Origin of the sequence: Pseudomonas sp. (assembly GCF_050739775.1) — a bacterium.
GTDB lineage: Bacteria > Pseudomonadota > Gammaproteobacteria > Pseudomonadales > Pseudomonadaceae > Aquipseudomonas.
Genome location: NZ_JBOICA010000003.1, coordinates 143,156 through 159,786, shown reverse-complemented (window position 1 = coordinate 159,786; position 16,631 = coordinate 143,156). Strand labels below are relative to the sequence as shown.

Annotated in this window: 17 protein-coding genes and 1 tRNA gene; 10 read left to right on the top strand and 8 right to left on the bottom strand. The window is 60.8% G+C overall.

Annotation, left to right across the window (positions count from 1 at the left end; genetic code table 11):
* Positions 1-52: 52 nt before the first annotated feature.
* On the bottom strand, positions 53-1,156 hold the full coding sequence (locus ACRESH_RS03450) for a GlxA family transcriptional regulator (protein WP_431740621.1): 1,104 nt from the start codon (positions 1,154-1,156) through the stop codon (positions 53-55).
* Between the two features lie 399 nt (positions 1,157-1,555).
* Positions 1,556-2,932: an L-serine ammonia-lyase gene (locus ACRESH_RS03445; protein ID WP_431740620.1), complete on the bottom strand. Its 1,377-nt coding sequence runs from the start codon at positions 2,930-2,932 to the stop codon at positions 1,556-1,558.
* Between the two features lie 451 nt (positions 2,933-3,383).
* Between ACRESH_RS03445 and ACRESH_RS03440 the strand changes: the two genes are divergently transcribed.
* From ACRESH_RS03440 to choV, 3 genes are all read left to right on the top strand, one after another.
* Positions 3,384-4,331 carry a choline ABC transporter substrate-binding protein gene (locus ACRESH_RS03440; protein WP_431740619.1) on the top strand — a complete coding sequence of 316 codons (948 nt, stop codon included), beginning with the start codon at positions 3,384-3,386 and terminating at the stop codon, positions 4,329-4,331.
* A 66-nt stretch (positions 4,332-4,397) separates the two neighbouring features.
* On the top strand, positions 4,398-5,246 hold the full coding sequence (choW, locus tag ACRESH_RS03435; protein WP_431740623.1) for a choline ABC transporter permease subunit: 849 nt from the start codon (positions 4,398-4,400) through the stop codon (positions 5,244-5,246).
* Positions 5,243-6,421, top strand: coding sequence for a choline ABC transporter ATP-binding protein (gene choV / locus ACRESH_RS03430; RefSeq protein WP_431740618.1), 1,179 nt, complete (start codon positions 5,243-5,245; stop codon positions 6,419-6,421). Before choW ends, choV begins: the two co-directional genes overlap by 4 nt.
* Positions 6,422-6,458: 37 nt before the next feature.
* Here choV and hisF read toward each other — a convergent pair whose 3' ends face one another.
* Genes hisF through hisB form a run of 5 tightly spaced genes read right to left on the bottom strand, consistent with a single transcriptional unit; the run spans position 6,459 to position 9,512 of the window.
* Positions 6,459-7,229: an imidazole glycerol phosphate synthase subunit HisF gene (gene hisF / locus ACRESH_RS03425; protein WP_038605774.1), complete on the bottom strand. Its 771-nt coding sequence runs from the start codon at positions 7,227-7,229 to the stop codon at positions 6,459-6,461.
* Between the two features lie 10 nt (positions 7,230-7,239).
* Positions 7,240-7,977, bottom strand: coding sequence for a 1-(5-phosphoribosyl)-5-[(5-phosphoribosylamino)methylideneamino]imidazole-4-carboxamide isomerase (hisA, locus tag ACRESH_RS03420; protein WP_431740617.1), 738 nt, complete (start codon positions 7,975-7,977; stop codon positions 7,240-7,242).
* 43 nt (positions 7,978-8,020) lie between these two features.
* Complete coding sequence (locus ACRESH_RS03415) at positions 8,021-8,281, bottom strand: DUF2164 domain-containing protein (RefSeq protein ID WP_431740616.1); 261 nt, start codon at positions 8,279-8,281, stop codon at positions 8,021-8,023.
* Positions 8,281-8,919 carry an imidazole glycerol phosphate synthase subunit HisH gene (hisH, locus tag ACRESH_RS03410; RefSeq protein WP_431740615.1) on the bottom strand — a complete coding sequence of 213 codons (639 nt, stop codon included), beginning with the start codon at positions 8,917-8,919 and terminating at the stop codon, positions 8,281-8,283. Before hisH ends, ACRESH_RS03415 begins: the two co-directional genes overlap by 1 nt.
* On the bottom strand, positions 8,919-9,512 hold the full coding sequence (hisB, locus tag ACRESH_RS03405; protein ID WP_028942262.1) for an imidazoleglycerol-phosphate dehydratase HisB: 594 nt from the start codon (positions 9,510-9,512) through the stop codon (positions 8,919-8,921). The genes hisH and hisB overlap by 1 nt, the downstream gene beginning before the upstream one ends.
* A 311-nt stretch (positions 9,513-9,823) precedes the next feature.
* Here hisB and ACRESH_RS03400 point away from each other — a divergent pair, with 311 nt between their 5' ends.
* The 4 genes from ACRESH_RS03400 (at position 9,824) to ACRESH_RS03385 (ending at position 13,576) form a co-directional block, all read left to right on the top strand.
* The gene (locus ACRESH_RS03400) at positions 9,824-12,076 is read left to right on the top strand and encodes an AsmA family protein (protein WP_431740614.1); all 2,253 of its coding nucleotides are present in this window, start codon (positions 9,824-9,826) and stop codon (positions 12,074-12,076) included.
* Positions 12,073-13,140 carry an A/G-specific adenine glycosylase gene (gene mutY, locus ACRESH_RS03395; RefSeq protein WP_431740613.1) on the top strand — a complete coding sequence of 356 codons (1,068 nt, stop codon included), beginning with the start codon at positions 12,073-12,075 and terminating at the stop codon, positions 13,138-13,140. Before ACRESH_RS03400 ends, mutY begins: the two co-directional genes overlap by 4 nt.
* The gene (locus ACRESH_RS03390) at positions 13,137-13,409 is read left to right on the top strand and encodes an oxidative damage protection protein (protein WP_431740612.1); all 273 of its coding nucleotides are present in this window, start codon (positions 13,137-13,139) and stop codon (positions 13,407-13,409) included. The genes mutY and ACRESH_RS03390 overlap by 4 nt, the downstream gene beginning before the upstream one ends.
* A gap of 91 nt (positions 13,410-13,500) precedes the next feature.
* A tRNA-Phe gene (locus tag ACRESH_RS03385) sits at positions 13,501-13,576 on the top strand.
* A 181-nt stretch (positions 13,577-13,757) separates the two neighbouring features.
* Here the strand turns inward: ACRESH_RS03385 and ACRESH_RS03380 are convergent.
* A complete protein-coding gene (locus tag ACRESH_RS03380) occupies positions 13,758-14,327 on the bottom strand; it encodes a TetR/AcrR family transcriptional regulator (protein WP_431740611.1) in 570 nt (189 codons plus the stop codon).
* Positions 14,328-14,435: 108 nt separating this feature from the next.
* Here ACRESH_RS03380 and ACRESH_RS03375 point away from each other — a divergent pair, with 108 nt between their 5' ends.
* From ACRESH_RS03375 to ACRESH_RS03365, 3 genes are all read left to right on the top strand, one after another.
* Positions 14,436-14,924, top strand: coding sequence for an HPP family protein (locus ACRESH_RS03375; RefSeq protein WP_431740610.1), 489 nt, complete (start codon positions 14,436-14,438; stop codon positions 14,922-14,924).
* A gap of 99 nt (positions 14,925-15,023) precedes the next feature.
* Positions 15,024-16,064 (top strand): polyphosphate kinase 2, encoded by a 1,041-nt coding sequence (gene ppk2, locus ACRESH_RS03370; protein WP_431740609.1) that lies wholly within the window; start codon positions 15,024-15,026, stop codon positions 16,062-16,064.
* Positions 16,065-16,142: 78 nt separating this feature from the next.
* The gene (locus tag ACRESH_RS03365; protein ID WP_431740608.1) at positions 16,143-16,583 is read left to right on the top strand and encodes a hypothetical protein; all 441 of its coding nucleotides are present in this window, start codon (positions 16,143-16,145) and stop codon (positions 16,581-16,583) included.
* Positions 16,584-16,631: the final 48 nt, after the last annotated feature.

Here is a 16,631-nt window from a genome sequence, read left to right as displayed (position 1 = left end):
GGGCAAACCCGCTCCCACAGTGTGGGAGCGGGTTTGCCCCGCGATGCGCTACTTAGAGCCTCACACTGGCAAACGTCGACTCATTACGGGCCTGACTCAATGCCGACATCGGCCCCGCCAGCGGCGACAGCACCAATGCCTGCGGAATCGGCATCATTGCCACCTGCTGCGCAGTATTGGAGCCCACGCGCTCGTCACGCGGCGGAATGCCGAAGTACTCGCGGTAGCACTTGGAGAAGTGCGGCGTGGAGACAAAGCCGCACACCGACGCCACTTCAATGATCGACATCGGCGTCTGCTTGAGCAGTTGCCGGGCACGAATCAGGCGCAGCTTCAGGTAGTAACGCGACGGCGAGCAGTGCAGGTACTTCTGGAACAGGCGCTCAAGCTGGCGACGCGACACCGCGACATACACAGCCAGCTCGTCCAGATCGATCGGCTCTTCCAGGTTGGCTTCCATCAGCGCGACGATTTCCTGCAGCTTCGGCTGGTTGGTGCCGAGCATATGCTTGAGCGGCACACGCTGGTGGTCCTGCTCGTTACGAATCCGCTCGTAGACGAACATCTCGGAAATCGCTGCCGACAGCTCGCGACCATGATCGCGGCTGATCAGGTGCAGCATCATGTCCAGCGGCGCGGTGCCACCGGAGCTGGTAAAACGGTTCCGGTCCAGGGTGAACAACCGGGTGCTCATGCTCACCCGTGGGAAGGCTTCCTGCATCGCCGCCAGGCATTCCCAGTGCACGCTGCAATCGAAGCCGTCGAGCAAGCCGGCGCAAGCCAGTGCCCAGCTGCCTGTGCATACCGCACCAAGACGGCGCGACTGGCGGGCCTGGCTTTGCAGCCAGGTCACGTGTTCGCGGGTCACAGTACGCTGAATGCCAATACCGCCGCAGACGATCACGGTGTCCATGGCCGGCGCCTTGTGCATGGCCGCATCCGGGGTGATCTGCAAGCCATCGCTGGCCCAGACCTGACCACCATCCACGCTCAAGGTACTCCAGCGATACAGCTCGCGGCCGGACAGCTGGTTGGCCATGCGCAGCGGTTCGACTGCAGAAGCCAGGGAGATAAGGGTGAAGTTATCCAACAGCAGGAAGCCGATGGATTGTGGTGTGCGGTTCTGGGTTGGGGTCCCGGAGTTGTACGACATCATCGCGGTATCTCCTCACACAATGCAGGTTGCGCCTCAGGCAGGCACGGGCTTTTTTGTCACGGCCCCGATTCGAATGCAGGGGCTTTGCCAATCACAACGCAATTGCCATGCCTGAAATTGAATGGGTATTCAATAAAACCCAAAAACGACGTCGCGCAGCGTCTACAGGGCCTTTGTTCCGGGACAGCGCTTTAAACGCAAACAAGCGTCCTAGCGCCGCTGCGTAAGAGACATGAGCAATTCGGTAGCACTTGTGGGAAGGATGCCCAGAAACGACATCAACGAGTGTCACCCCAGGCGCCAATGGCTGGGGTGACAGCTGTTTATAGAGGGAATATCGAACAGCGCGCTAAAAGGTGGCACAGGTGCCAGTCGCGGGCATAAACGGCGCAGGCCGAATCAACATTCGATGGCGTTGACCGCCAAACCACCGCGTGAGGTTTCCTTGTATTTGTCGTGCATGTCGGCGCCGGTGTCGCGCATGGTACGAATCACCCGGTCGAGCGAGATGAAGTGCTCACCGTCGCCACGCAGCGCCATCTGTGCGGCATTGATCGCCTTCACCGCGGCAATGGCATTGCGCTCAATGCAAGGCACCTGGACCAACCCGCCGACTGGATCGCAGGTGAGCCCCAGGTTATGTTCAAGGCCGATCTCGGCCGCATTTTCCAGTTGTCCCGGGGTCGCGCCGAGCACTTCGGCAAGACCCGCCGCCGCCATCGCACAGGCCGAACCGACCTCGCCCTGGCACCCCACCTCGGCACCGGAAATCGATGCATTTTTCTTGCACAAAATACCCACCGCCGCCGCCCCCAGAAAGAAATCCACCACGCAGGCTTCGCTGACTTCATCGCTAAAACGCATGTAGTAATGGAGCACCGCCGGGATGATTCCGGCCGCGCCATTGGTCGGTGCCGTGACCATGCGTCCACCCGCCGCGTTTTCCTCGTTGACCGCCAAGGCATAGAGGTTGACCCACTCCATGGCGCTCAAGGTCGAACCGATCACATTAGGCTTGTTCAGCTCTTGCAGGCTGCGGTGCAGCTTGGCCGCACGGCGTTTGACGTTGAGCCCGCCGGGGAGGATGCCTTCATACTTGAGGCCGTTTTCGACACACGCCTGCATGGCATGCCAGAGCTTGAGCAAGCCGGCGCGAATCTCCGCTTCGCTACGCCAGACCTTCTCGTTTTCCAGCATCAGTTGCGACACGCGCAGGTCGTTTTGCTTGCACAGTTCCAAGAGCTCCACGGCGCTGTTGAAATCGTAGGGGAGTACGGTGTTGTCAGCGTCCAGCACGCCACTTGCGGCCTGGGCCGCGTCTACCACAAAGCCGCCACCGACCGAGTAATAGGTATCGCGATGCAGTTCGCCCGCCGCGCCTTCAGCGACCAGGGTCATGGCATTGGGGTGGTAGGGCAGGTTTTCATCGAGCAGGAGCATGTCGCGCGCCCAGACAAATCCGACTTCGAGTCGCCCATCGAGCAGCAAGGTGTCTGTTTCACGCAGTGCAGCGATGCGTGGGCCGATTTGCGACGGGTCGATTGCGTCCGGCCATTCGCCCATCAGGCCCATGATCACCGCATTGTCGCTACCGTGACCGATACCGGTGGCCGACAGTGAGCCGTACAGGCGCACCTCGATGCGTCGCACCTGCTCCAGCTCACCGCGCTCGCGCAGCCCCTGGACGAACAAAGCCGCGGCTCGCATGGGCCCGACGGTATGAGAACTGGATGGGCCGACGCCGATCTTGAACAGGTCGAACACACTGATGGCCATGCCACATACCTCCTGATTGAGCAGCCACCCGTAACCCAAGCCAAGGGCGTTGCAACTGCTACGCTAAATAGGCGGCAATCCGCCGAATTCGCGCATCATCAGGCTTTTGACCGGACTTCTGACGTCTGCAACCGACGCGCTCTTGCCCAGCAACGCCGCCAGCTGTCACGACTGTTTCTGCGCCGTTTTTTTGCGGTGCACAGACGCCAAAACCGCGTTTACAGGGTAGGAAAAATCTGTAAACGACCTCATCGACACTGGATGCGACCCTGTCTGTACTGGATACGACGCTCCCTGTAGGCGTTTGATTTTCGCTGTTAGATGATCGGTATCGACTCGATTGCACGGCACCTGTCCCGCTATCGCCCGATAGTCAGGTCCGACCGAATGCAAACCATAAAGCACGGCGGTCCCATGGGACATCCGAGAAAAAACATCAGGAGTCCATCGCATGAAAGGTTCACCCTCGCTATTGCTCGCCGCACTACTGAGTGTGCCGCTGCTGGCCCAGGCCGCCGAGCCCGAGCAGTGTCATACCGTCAACTTCTCCGATGTCGGCTGGACTGATATCACCGTGACCACCGCGGTGACCAGCGTGGTCCTGCAATCGCTGGGCTACAAAACCAAGACCACCATGATTTCGGTGCCAGTGACCTACAAGTCGCTGGCCGACGGCAAGAACATGGACGTGTTCCTCGGCAACTGGATGCCGACCATGGAAAACGACATCAAGCAGTACCGTGATGCTGGTACGGTGGAAACCGTGCGCGCCAACCTGGAGAACGCCAAGTACACCCTGGCCGTGCCTCAGGCGCTGTATGACAAGGGCCTGAAGAGCTTCGCCGACATTCCCAAGTTCAAGAAGGAACTGGACGGCAAGATCTATGGCATCGAACCCGGTAACGACGGCAACCGCACCATCCAGAGCATGATCGACAAGAACGCCTTCGGTCTCAAGGACGCCGGTTTCAAGGTGGTCGAATCCAGCGAGGCGGGGATGCTCTCGCAAGTTGATCGCGCCGCCCGCCGCGGCACCGATGTGGTGTTCCTGGGCTGGGAACCGCACCCGATGAACACTCGCTTCAAAATGAAATATCTGGACGGCGGCGATGACTTCTTCGGCCCCGAATACGGCAAGGCCACCGTGCTCACCAATACCCGCAAGGGCTACGTGCAGGAATGCAGCAACGTCGGTCAGCTGCTGAAAAACCTGTCCTTCACCCTGGACATGGAAAGCACCCTGATGGGCAACGTCCTGGACGACAAGATGAAACCCGACGCAGCCGCCAAAGCCTGGCTGAAAAACAACCCTCAGGTACTCGATACCTGGCTGGCAGGGGTTACCACCGTTGACGGCAAACCGGGCCTGGAGGCGGCCAAGGCCAAACTGACGCAGTAAGCACTGCCTGCGGCGGGCTGGCCCCGCCGCAGGCTGTCTTCAATTTTTTGCAGGTGGACGCTCGCTATCATGCTGATCGATGAAAAACTCCCTCTGGGCCAGTACATCGCAGGCTTCGTTGAATGGTTGACGCAACACGGCGCCAACTACTTCGATGCTTTCGCTGCGGCACTGGAATACATGATTCACGGTGTAACCGGGGCACTGACCTGGTTCAATCCCTTCGTCCTGATCGGCCTGATTGCAGTGATCGCGCACCTGATCCAGCGCAAATGGGCGCTGACCACCTTCTGCGTGCTGTCATTTTTGCTGATCCTCAACCTCGGTTACTGGCAGGAGACCATGGAAACCCTGGCCCAGGTGCTGTTCGCCACCATGGTCTGCGTGGCCATCGGCGTGCCCCTGGGCATCCTCGCCGCGCACAAACCGATGTTCTACACCGCCATGCGCCCGGTCCTCGACCTGATGCAGACGGTACCTACCTTCGTGTACCTGATCCCGACCCTGACCCTGTTTGGCCTGGGCGTGGTCCCCGGGCTGATCTCAACAGTGGTGTTCGCCATCGCTGCACCGATCCGCCTGACTTACCTGGGTATCTGTGATGTGCCCCAGGAACTGCTCGACGCCGGCAAAGCTTTCGGCTGCTCACGCCGCCAACTGTTGTCGCGCATTGAACTGCCCCACGCCATGCCGAGCATCGCCGCCGGAGTCACCCAATGCATCATGCTGTCGCTGTCGATGGTGGTGATCGCCGCCCTGGTGGGCGCCGATGGTCTGGGCAAACCTGTAGTCAACGCACTGAACACCGCCGATATCGCCCTGGGCTTTGAAGCGGGTCTGGCGATCGTACTGCTGGCGATCATGCTCGACCGTATCTGCAAACAACCCGACGCACCGGTGAGGAGTGAAGCATGAGCATTATTCGCTTCGAAGATGTAGACGTTATCTTCTCCAGCCGACCGCGTGAGGCCCTCAGCCTGCTCGACCAAGGCCTTTCGCGGGAGCAGATCCTGAAAAAAACCGGGCTGGTAGTCGGCGTGGAAAAAGCCAACCTGGACATCAACAAGGGCGAGATATGTGTGCTGATGGGCCTGTCTGGCTCGGGCAAGTCGAGCCTGTTGCGCTGCATCAACGGCCTTAATACTGTCAGCCGCGGCAAGTTGTTCGTCGAGCACGAAGGCTCGCATATCGACATCGCCCATTGCACCCCGGCGGAACTGAAGATGATGCGCACCAAGCGTATCGCCATGGTGTTCCAGAAGTTCGCCCTGATGCCCTGGCTCACGGTGCGCGAGAACATCAGCTTCGGCCTGGAAATGCAGGGGCGTCCGGAGAAAGAGCGGCGCAAGCTGGTCGACGAGAAACTCGAACTGGTCGGCCTGACCCAATGGCGCAACAAGAAACCTGATGAACTCTCAGGCGGCATGCAGCAACGCGTCGGCCTGGCCCGCGCCCTGGCCATGGACGCCGATATCCTGCTGATGGACGAACCCTTCTCTGCCCTCGACCCGCTGATCCGTCAGGGCCTGCAGGACGAGTTGCTGGAGCTGCAACGCAAACTGAGCAAGACCATCGTGTTCGTCAGTCACGACCTGGACGAAGCACTGAAGCTGGGCAGCCGTATCGCCATCATGAAAGACGGCAAGATCATCCAGTACAGCAAGCCCGAAGAGATCGTTCTCAACCCGGCCGACGAGTACGTGCGCACCTTCGTCGCCCACACCAACCCGCTCAACGTACTGTGTGGCCGCAGCCTGATGCGCACCCTGGACAAGTGCAAGCGCATCAACGGTTCGGTGTGCATCGATCCGGGCGGCGATTCCTGGCTGGACCTGGCCGAAGGCAACACCATCAAAGGCGCACGCCAGGGCGCCAATGGCATGGACCTGCAGAACTGGGCACCGGGCGAGGCGGTAGAAGGACTGGGCCGCAAACCGACCTTGGTCAGTGCCGGCATCGGAATGCGTGAAGCGCTGCAGATCCGCTATCAGACCGGCAACAAGCTGGTGCTGCAGGAAGGTAATACGGTGGTGGGGATTCTCGGCGACAGCGAGCTGTACCACGCGCTGCTGGGCAAGAATCTGGGGTGAAGCTGTGGGAGCTGGCCTTGCCAGCTCCCACAATGTTTCAGCGAACGACGATACCTTGTTTGGCCATGAACGCCTTGGCTTCCGGCACCGTGTACTCACCGAAGTGGAAGATGCTCGCCGCCAGCACTGCGCTGGCATGGCCTTCAAGAATACCGTCGGCCAGGTGCTGCAGGTTGCCCACACCACCCGAGGCAATCACCGGAATGCCCAGGGCATCGCTGATCGCCCGGGTCACGCCCAGGTCAAAGCCGTTCTTCATGCCGTCCTGATCCATGCTGGTCAGCAGGATCTCACCGGCACCCAGGCCTTCCATCTTCTTCGCCCACTCCACCGCGTCCAGGCCAGTCGGCTTGCGACCGCCATGGGTGAAGATCTCCCAGCGCGGGGTTTCACCCGGTCCGGAAACCTTCTTGGCGTCGATGGCAACCACGATGCACTGGGAACCGAAGTGCGCGGCGGCTTCGCCAACGAACTCAGGATTGAACACCGCGGCAGTGTTAATCGAGACCTTGTCGGCACCGGCATTGAGCAGGTTGCGGATGTCCTGCACGGTACGCACGCCGCCGCCCACGGTCAGCGGGATAAACACCTGGCTGGCCATGCGCTCGACGGTATGCAGGGTGGTATCGCGACCATCGACGCTGGCGGTGATGTCGAGGAAGGTGATTTCATCAGCGCCCTGTTCATCGTAGCGCCGGGCGATTTCGACCGGGTCACCGGCATCGCGGATATTCTCGAACTTGACGCCCTTGACCACCCGGCCGTTATCCACGTCCAGGCAAGGGATGATGCGCTTGGCCAGTGCCATGTCGGAGTCCTCAGCCTTTATAGCTGTCGCAGAAGGCTTGCGCCTCGGCGACATCCAGGGTGCCTTCGTAGATGGCGCGGCCGGTGATCGCACCAATGATGCCTGGGGCCTTGGCGTCGAGCAGGGCCTTGATGTCACCCAGGTTGTGGATACCACCAGAGGCAATCACCGGGATTCTGGTAGCCGCGGCCAGGGCGGCAGTGAACGGCACGTTGCAGCCTTGCATCATGCCGTCTTTGGCGATGTCGGTGTAGACGATGGCCGAGACGCCGTCGGCTTCGAAACGCCTGGCCAGGTCAATGACCTGCACCGAGCTGACTTCAGCCCAGCCGTCGGTGGCAACGAAGCCGTCTTTGGCGTCCAGGCCGACAATGACTTTGCCAGGGAACGCGCGGCACGCCTCAGCAACGAACTCCGGCTCCTTGACCGCCTTGGTACCGATGATCACGTAGCTGACGCCGGCTTTGACGTAGTGCTCGATGGTTTCCAGCGAACGGATGCCGCCGCCGATCTGGATCGGCAGGTGCGGGTAGCGCTTGGCGATGGCGGTAACCACTTCACCGTTGACCGGCTGGCCTTCGAAGGCGCCGTTGAGGTCAACCAGATGCAGACGACGGCAGCCGCCTTCGACCCACTTGGCGGCCATGCTCACCGGGTCGTCGGAAAATACCGTGGAATCTTCCATGCGGCCCTGGCGCAGACGTACGCAGGCACCGTCTTTAAGATCGATAGCGGGAATAATCAGCATCTGGAAAACCTGTTCAATTCGATAAACAGCGATGCTCGGGAAGTCAGTTCTTCTCGAGCGCCCACAAGTCGCTTTCGATGCTCTCGAACCTCTCTTTGAGGTGCGTCTGCACATCGAAAATCGCCCTGTTGTAGTAATGCGGGGCAATCTCTTTGGTGAACAGATCCAGAACCTCGGCCACCTCGAACGACCCCAATTGCAGCTCGAAACGGTCTTCGAGGAAGCGCTTGAGTACATCCAGCGCCTCGCGTTCCTGTTCCGCTGCGAGGGTAAGGATCGGTACCTTGGTCCTGGACTTGCTCATTACCAGCGTCCGTCCCAGGCCGCGAAGTTCTGCAGCAGCTGCAGGCCATGGGTATGGCTCTTCTCCGGGTGGAACTGCACGGCAAAGCGCGAGCCTTCGGCCAGCGCGGCGGCGAAATCGACACCATAGTGACCGCGACCCACTACCTGCAAGACCTTGGCCGCAGCGATGTAGTAGCTGTGGACGAAATAGAAACGCGCCAGGTCAGGGATGTTGTGCCACAGCGGATGCTCGATGGACTGGGTGACTTCGTTCCAGCCCATGTGCGGCACCTTCAGGTGCTCGCCGTCTTCGTGCAGGTCTTTGCCGAAGAACTTCACCTGACCTGGGAACATGCCGATGCAGTCGACACCGTCGTTCTCTTCACTGTGATCGAGCAGCGCCTGCATGCCGACGCAAATACCGAGGAACGGACGGTCCTGGCTGACTTCGCGCACCAGGCTGTCGAAGCCCAGGCGGCGAATCTCGGCCATGCAGTCGCGAATCGCGCCGACACCCGGGAACACCACGCGGTCAGCCTCGCGGATTACCGCGGCGTCGCTGGTGATCAGCACCTTGCCGGCGCCGACGTGCTCCAGGGCCTTGGCCACCGAGTGCAGGTTGCCCATGCCATAGTCGATAACGGCAACTGTCTGCATTACAGGCAACCCTTGGTCGATGGCATCTGCCCGGCCATGCGCTCATCCAGTTCGATGGCCATGCGCAGGGCGCGGCCGAAAGCCTTGAACACCGTCTCGATCTGGTGGTGGGTGTTGTGCCCACGCAGGTTGTCGATGTGCAGGGTGACGTTGGCGTGGTTGACGAAGCCCTGGAAGAACTCCTGGAACAGGTCGACATCGAAGCCGCCCACCGAGGCGCGGGTGTAGGGCACGTGCATCTGCAGGCCGGGACGGCCGGAGAAGTCAATGACCACACGCGACAAGGCTTCGTCCAGCGGCACATAGGCGTGGCCATAACGACGGATGCCCTTCTTGTCGCCGATGGCCTGGTTGAAGGCCTGGCCGAGGGTGATACCGACGTCTTCGACGGTATGGTGATCGTCGATATGCAGGTCGCCCTTGCACTCGATGTCGAGATCGATCAGCCCATGTCGGGCGATTTGGTCGAGCATGTGTTCAAGGAAAGGCACACCGATATCAAATCGGGCCTTGCCGCTGCCATCCAGGTTGATCGAGGCCTTGATCTGGGTTTCCAGAGTATTGCGCTCGACGGAAGCCTTACGTTCGACCATCACCAGCTCCGCAAAATCATTGGGCGAAAAAGGTGATCATTATAGGCCTAGAAGCGCCTGGCATGAAACGAAGATGACATATGGCAGGGGATTTACCTGCCACATGAAGATTCTCCGCTATCTCTGTGGGACAACTGCCTTGGATACAAGCAACTGTCTTAACCGGTGGGAGCGGGCTTGCCCCGCGATTGCAAGCTGTCAGCCACATCGCATCGCGGGGCAAGCCCGCCATAGAGTGCCTAGCAACCGACCACCACCACAGCGCTATACTCTGCGGCTAAATTTTAGAATCGGACTACAAGGACTCGCCCATGAAAGCGTTCGGCAAAATCCTGGGGCTAGGGCTTCTCGGGCTGTTGCTGGTCATTGTGGCTCTAGGCTTTGCCCTGACCCACCTCTTCGATCCCAACGACTACAAAGACGAGATTCGCCAGCTGGCACGCGACAAGGCCCACGTCGAGCTGACCCTCAATGGCGAGATTGGCTGGAGCCTGTTTCCCTGGCTGGGGCTGGAACTGCATGAAGCCAGCATCGCTACCCTGAACAATCCGAAAGTGCCCTTTGCCGACCTGCAAATGCTTGGCCTGTCAGTGCGCGTCCTGCCTCTGCTGCGCCGTGAAGTGCAGATGAGCGACGTGCGCGTCGAAGGCCTGAACCTGATTCTGAGCCGCGACGAAAACGGCCACGGCAACTGGGAAGACATCGGCAAGCCGTTGCCAGCCGCCGCAGCGACCCCAGCCGACGGCGCAGCCCCTGCACCTGCCGGCGACACCACGGCCAAGACCGACAGCAAGAACGACGCCAGCGAGCGTCCGGTCAAGCTGGATATCGACAGCCTGACCGTGAACAACGCCCGGGTTCAGTACAGCGATGCGCGCAGCGGCCAGACCTTTGGCGCCGAAAGCATCCAGTTGAGCACAGGTGCTGTACACGAAGGGGTGAACATCCCACTGAAAATGACCGCCTTTATCAGCACCGGGCAACCGGTACTCAAAGCGCGCACTGAACTCAATGGCGAACTGCGCTTCGACCGCCGCCTCAAGCGCTACCAGTTCGAAGACATGAAACTCAGCGGCGAAGCCTCTGGCGAGCCTCTGCAGGGCAAAACCCTGACCTTCGCCGCCCAGGGCCAGTTGCTGGTCGACATGGCAGCCAATGTCGCCGAATGGAACGGCCTGAAGCTCTCGGCCAACCAATTGCGCGCCCTTGGCGAGCTTAACCTGCGCGACCTGGACAAGACCCCACAGCTGACCGGCGGCCTGTCCATCGCACAGATCAACCTGCGCACCTTCCTCGACAGCATCGGCCACCCGCTGCCTGCCGCAGCTGACACCACCACGCTGAACAGGTTCGAGATGGTCAGCCGCCTGCAAGGCAGCTCCAACAGCCTGGCTCTGGAAGACCTGGCGATAAAACTCGACGGCAGCACCTTCAGCGGTCGCCTGGCGGTCGAAGACTTCGCCAAACAAGCCCTGCGCATTCAGCTCAAAGCTGACACGTTCGACGCCGACCGCTATATGCCGGCCAAGAGCGAAGCGGCGGCCAGCACCACTGCGGCGCGCCAGGCCGAGGTCAAGAGCAAGGAACAGAGCGCCTTGGCCAGCGCCGGCAACACGCCGCTGCCCGACGCCCCAACCCAGGTAGCCTGGAGCAACGACAAGCTGTTGCCGGTCGATCGCCTGCGCCAGCTCGACCTGCAGGCTGACCTGAGCTTCGGCCTGCTGACGCTGGAGAAGCTGCCGATCGCGAACGCCCACCTCAAGACCCAGGGCCAAGGTGGCCTGATCACCCTGGAAACCCTGCGCGGCGGTCTCTACAACGGCGACTTCGAAACCAAAGGCACCCTGGATGTTCGTCCGGCAGTGCCGCAGATCGGCCTTAACACCAAGGTCAATCGGGTACCGGTCGAACACTTCATCAAGAGCCAGACCGAAGCGCCACCGGTCAAGGGCCTGTTGACCCTGAACAGCGACCTGACTGCCACCGGTAACAGCCAGAAAGCGCTGGTCGATACCCTCAACGGTAACGCCAGCTTTGTCATCAACGACGGCATCCTGGTCAACGCCAACCTTGAGCAACAGCTCTGCCAAGCCATTGCCACCCTCAACCGCAAAGCCCTGAGCGGCGAACCCCGAGGCAAGGACACCCCTTTCCAGGAGCTCAAAGGCAGCCTGGTGCTGCGTAATGGCGTGGCCAGCAACCCCGATCTCAAGGCGCGTATTCCCGGCCTGACGGTCAATGGTCATGGCGATCTCGACCTGCGCGTACTGGGTATGGACTATCGGATAGATGTGGTCGTCGAAGGCGACAAACGCGACATGCCGGATCCGGCCTGCCAGGTCGGCGAGCGCTACGTCGGCCTCGAACTGCCACTGCGCTGCCGTGGTCCGCTTGAGCTTGGCGCCAAGGCTTGCCGCCTGGACAAAGACGGCCTGGGCAAGGTCGCAGCCAAGCTGGCGGGTGACAAGGTCAGCGAAAAACTCAGTGACAAGATCGACGAGAAGTTCGGTGACAAGGTCAGTCCGGAACTCAAGGATGCACTCAAGGGGTTGTTCAAGCGATGAGCCCCGAGCAGTTTTCCAGCGCCGTGCTGGAGTGGTACGACCGTAACGGCCGCCATGACCTGCCCTGGCAACAGGGCATTACGCCTTATCGGGTGTGGGTTTCGGAGATCATGCTGCAGCAGACCCAGGTCAGCACCGTGCTCAACTATTTCAGCCGCTTTATGGAGGCCCTGCCGACGGTGCAGGCCCTGGCCGAAGCGCCTGAAGACGAAGTGCTGCACCTGTGGACGGGCCTGGGTTACTACACCCGGGCGCGCAACCTGCAAAAGACCGCGAAAATCGTCGTCGAGCAGTACGGCGGCGAATTCCCGCGGGATGTCGAGAAGCTGACCGAGCTGCCCGGCATCGGCCTGTCCACCGCCGGGGCCATTGCCAGTATCAGCATGGGCCTGCGCGCGCCAATCCTCGACGGCAACGTCAAGCGCGTGCTGGCCCGCTACACCGCACAGGAAGGCTATCCGGGCGAGCCGAAGGTGGCCAAGGCGCTGTGGGCCAATGCCGAGCGCTATACCCCGCACAGCCGGGTCAACCATTACACCCAGGCAATGATGGACCTCGGCGCGACCCTGTGTACCCGCAGCAAGCCCAGTTGCCTGCTGTGCCCGCTCAAGCTTGGCTGCGAAGCGCACATGCTCGGCCAAGAGATTCGCTACCCGGTGCCCAAGCCGCGCAAGGAGCTGCCACAGCGCCGCACACTGATGCCGCTGCTGGCAAACCGCGAAGGTGCCATCCTGCTTTATCGCCGCCCTTCCACGGGGCTCTGGGGTGGCTTGTGGAGCCTGCCGGAGCTGGACAACCTGGAGCAGCTCGACGACCTGGCCGACCAGCACGGCCTGAACCTCGCCGGTAGCCAGGCGCTGGACGGCCTGACGCACACCTTCAGCCATTTCCAGCTGGCCATCGAACCATGGTTGGTCCGGGTCGATGACACCCGGACTCACGTGGCCGAGGCCGACTGGCTCTGGTATAACCTCGCCACCCCGCCGCGCCTGGGCCTTGCCGCCCCGGTCAAAAAACTGCTGAAACGCGCGGCCGACGTTTTGATTGCAGGAGAGTCGCGATGACCCGCACCGTAATGTGCCGCAAATACAAAGAACAACTGCCAGGCCTGGAGCGTCCACCCTATCCGGGCGCCAAGGGCCAGGACATTTTCGAGCACATCTCACAGCAAGCCTGGGCCGACTGGCAGAAGGAACAGACCATGCTGATCAACGAGAAGCGCCTGAACATGATGAACGCCGAGGACCGCAAATTCCTCCAGGGCGAGATGGACAAGTTCTTCTCCGGCCAGGATTTCGAAAAGGCCGAAGGCTACGTTCCACCGGCCGAATAACCCCCGGAAATCGTAAGCGACGGAATTAATTTAAGAAATTTTCAAAAAGTCGTTGACGCAAATCCGAAAAAGCCTTTTAATGCGCCCCGTTGCCCAGATAGCTCAGTCGGTAGAGCAGGGGATTGAAAATCCCCGTGTCGGCGGTTCGATTCCGTCTCTGGGCACCACTAATACCGAAAAGCCCCAAGCGAAGTGATTCCTTGGGGCTTTTTTCATGCCTGCGTTTTCTCACCACACCCAAGCTTCGACCTCGCACACGGGAATGGCACGCGCAAGCCAAAGCCAGGGATGAGATCGATCGTCGCTGCCGTCGTGCCGCAGGGGTACGGCTTGAATACAGCTGACCGGCTAAATTTTTGCGCTTCCTGCCTCTTCTGTGCGCTTGACCAGAGCGCACACCAACTCGCGCGCCGCTTCAAACAGCGACGCCTGCACCCCGCCAACCTGAGACGCAACGATCAGCCCCTCGCCAATCAGGAATAACTGCCCGGCCACCGCCGACTGTCGACACCCCGCCTCCTTGCAAGCCCGCTCCAGCACCGTCAATACCTTCTGCTTGTGTAGCCTGGCCAGCACATGGGGTGGTTCGCTCGCGTCGGCATACTCAGCTGAAGCATTGATGAAAGCACAACCGTGAAAGTCTTCAGAGCGTGCCCAAGCTTCGATGAAGTTGATATAGGCAAGTGGCCGTGCTTTTGCCGCAGCGGCCACCAGCGCGCCTTCCAGGCGTGTCATGAAATCCAGGTCACGGCGCTCAAGCGCCGCCTCGATCAGCAGCTCCTTGCTGGGGAAATGTCGGTACAGCGTTTTTTTGGTTACCCCGGCCTCCTGGCTCAATTGCTCGACCCCGGTGCCGTGGTAGCCCTGGCGATAGAACAGTCGCAGGGCCGACTCGGCAATTTTCTCGGACGTACTCATGACACACCTTCGAACTGGACAGATGCACTCAGTGTATACCGATCGGTTGACTCACAGGTAAACCGATCGGTATCCTCGACGCAAATTGCCCTCGCGGAGACTGTACCCATGCTCTTCAAGTCCAAGGCGCCAGCCGCCCCCTCCCTGCATTTCAGCCTGCTGTCCCTGATTGGCGCGGCTCTGGCGATCGGCGCCACCGGCTGGCTCAGCCAGGTGTCCGGCGCGCCGTGGTTGATGGCGTCGTTTGGCGCGAGCTGCGTCCTGGCCTTCGGCATGCCTGATTCGCCGCTGGCGCAGCCGCGCAACATCATTGGTGGGCACGTGATTGCCACTTTGGTAGGCCTGGCGGTGCTGCATACCCTGGGCGACAGCTGGTGGAGCACAGCACTGGCAGTCGGCCTTGCCCTGGCAGCCATGCAGCAGACCCGCACCCTGCACGCGCCTGCCGGGGCCAACCCTTTGGTGGTGATCGCCAGCCATGCACCACTGAGCTTCGTGGTTGCGCCAGTGCTGGCCGGCTCGCTGGTGATCGTCGCCGTGGCCTGGTGCCTGAACAATGCGCGCCAGGCCAACAGCTACCCGAAATACTGGTACTGATTGCGCTATGCCAAGGGCTGTTGACCACCGTCAATATGCCCTTGGTGCGCAGCTGTAAGATGCCTTGAGGACATTCGAAAGTACCAACAGGCCTATATAATGAGCGAAGAATCCACTGCCCTGCCTCTGCCCTCGCCGACTTCGGACACACCGGCCAGCACCAGCCAGACCCCGCCACGCAAACCCGCCAGCACACGTCCACGGCGGCCACGCACTGCGCGCAAGCCAACCACGGTTACCGCTGACGGCGAAATCAGCGCCATCAGCCAGCAACCGGCCGCACTGAAAGTTGCCTCTGCTCCACGCGGATCAAACGAGGACAGCACCGCAGCGAAACTGCCGGCCAGCTATCCCTACCGGACCCGCATGCGCCGCGCGGAGTACGAAAAGGCCAAGCACGAACTGCAGATCGAGCTGCTCAAGGTGCAGAGCTGGGCCAAGGAAACCGGCCAGCGCATCGTCGTGCTGTTCGAAGGCCGTGATGCCGCAGGCAAAGGCGGCACCATCAAACGCTTCATGGAACACCTGAACCCGCGTGGCGCACGGATCGTCGCCCTGGAGAAACCCTCCGAACAGGAAAAGGGCCAGTGGTACTTCCAGCGCTACATCCAGCACCTGCCCACCGCCGGTGAAATGGTCTTCTTCGACCGCTCCTGGTACAACCGCGCCGGTGTCGAACGGGTCATGGACTTCTGCTCGCCCCTGCAGTACCTGGAGTTCATGCGCCAGGCACCCGACCTGGAACGCATGCTCTGCAACAGCGGCATCCTACTGTTCAAATACTGGTTCTCGGTCAACCGCGAAGAACAACTGCGCCGCTTCATCTCACGCCGCGACGACCCGCTCAAACACTGGAAACTGTCGCCCATCGACATCAAGTCGCTGGACAAGTGGGATGAATACACCGCTGCCAAGGAGGCGATGTTCTTCCATACCGACACCGCTGATGCGCCCTGGACGGTAATCAAGTCCGACGACAAGAAGCGCGCACGGATCAACTGCATCCGCCACTTCCTGCATTCACTGGACTATCCGGGCAAGGATCTGCGCGTGGCCCACCTGCCTGATCCGCTGCTGGTTGAGCGTGCTGCGCGGGTGCTCGTCGAGGAAGACCGTGGCGAGCTGGCACAGCCCGCCTGAGCGAGGCCGTCGGATACACTTGGGTTTCTTTGCCAACTAAGCTTCAATACGCAAAATTTTTCGACTCAGGGTTCACCGATGGCCTCCAACAGCAAACAGCAGAAACGCGCCAAGCGCGCCGCCACCAAGGCTCGCGAGAACCGCATGGTGCGTAGCGGCCAGGCGGTCAAGGGTTCCGGCGAAAGCTCCAGCGCCAGCGTCGAGCAGGTCTTCAACAAGGCCATGAACTCGGGCAGCTACACCGCCCTGTTCGACAAAATGAAACAAGCCGAGGAAGGCGGCCTGGTGGCGCTGATCTCGGTGTTCCTGGTCGACCCGCTGCTGGCGTTGGTGCTCAAAGGCCACAAGGAAGAGCACGCGACCGACTACATCGTCATGGTCTTCACTGCCTACCGCCAATGGCTGGACGGTGCCGACGAAGCCACCACCATGGCCTGGCTGGAGAGCGACGAGTTCCAGGAAGCCTATATCTCGGCCTCGGAAGCAGTGGCCAAGCAGCAACAGAAGATGTTCGGCTGATAAATCCAGCAGACACAAAAAAGGCCGCGATCCTCACAGATCGCGGCC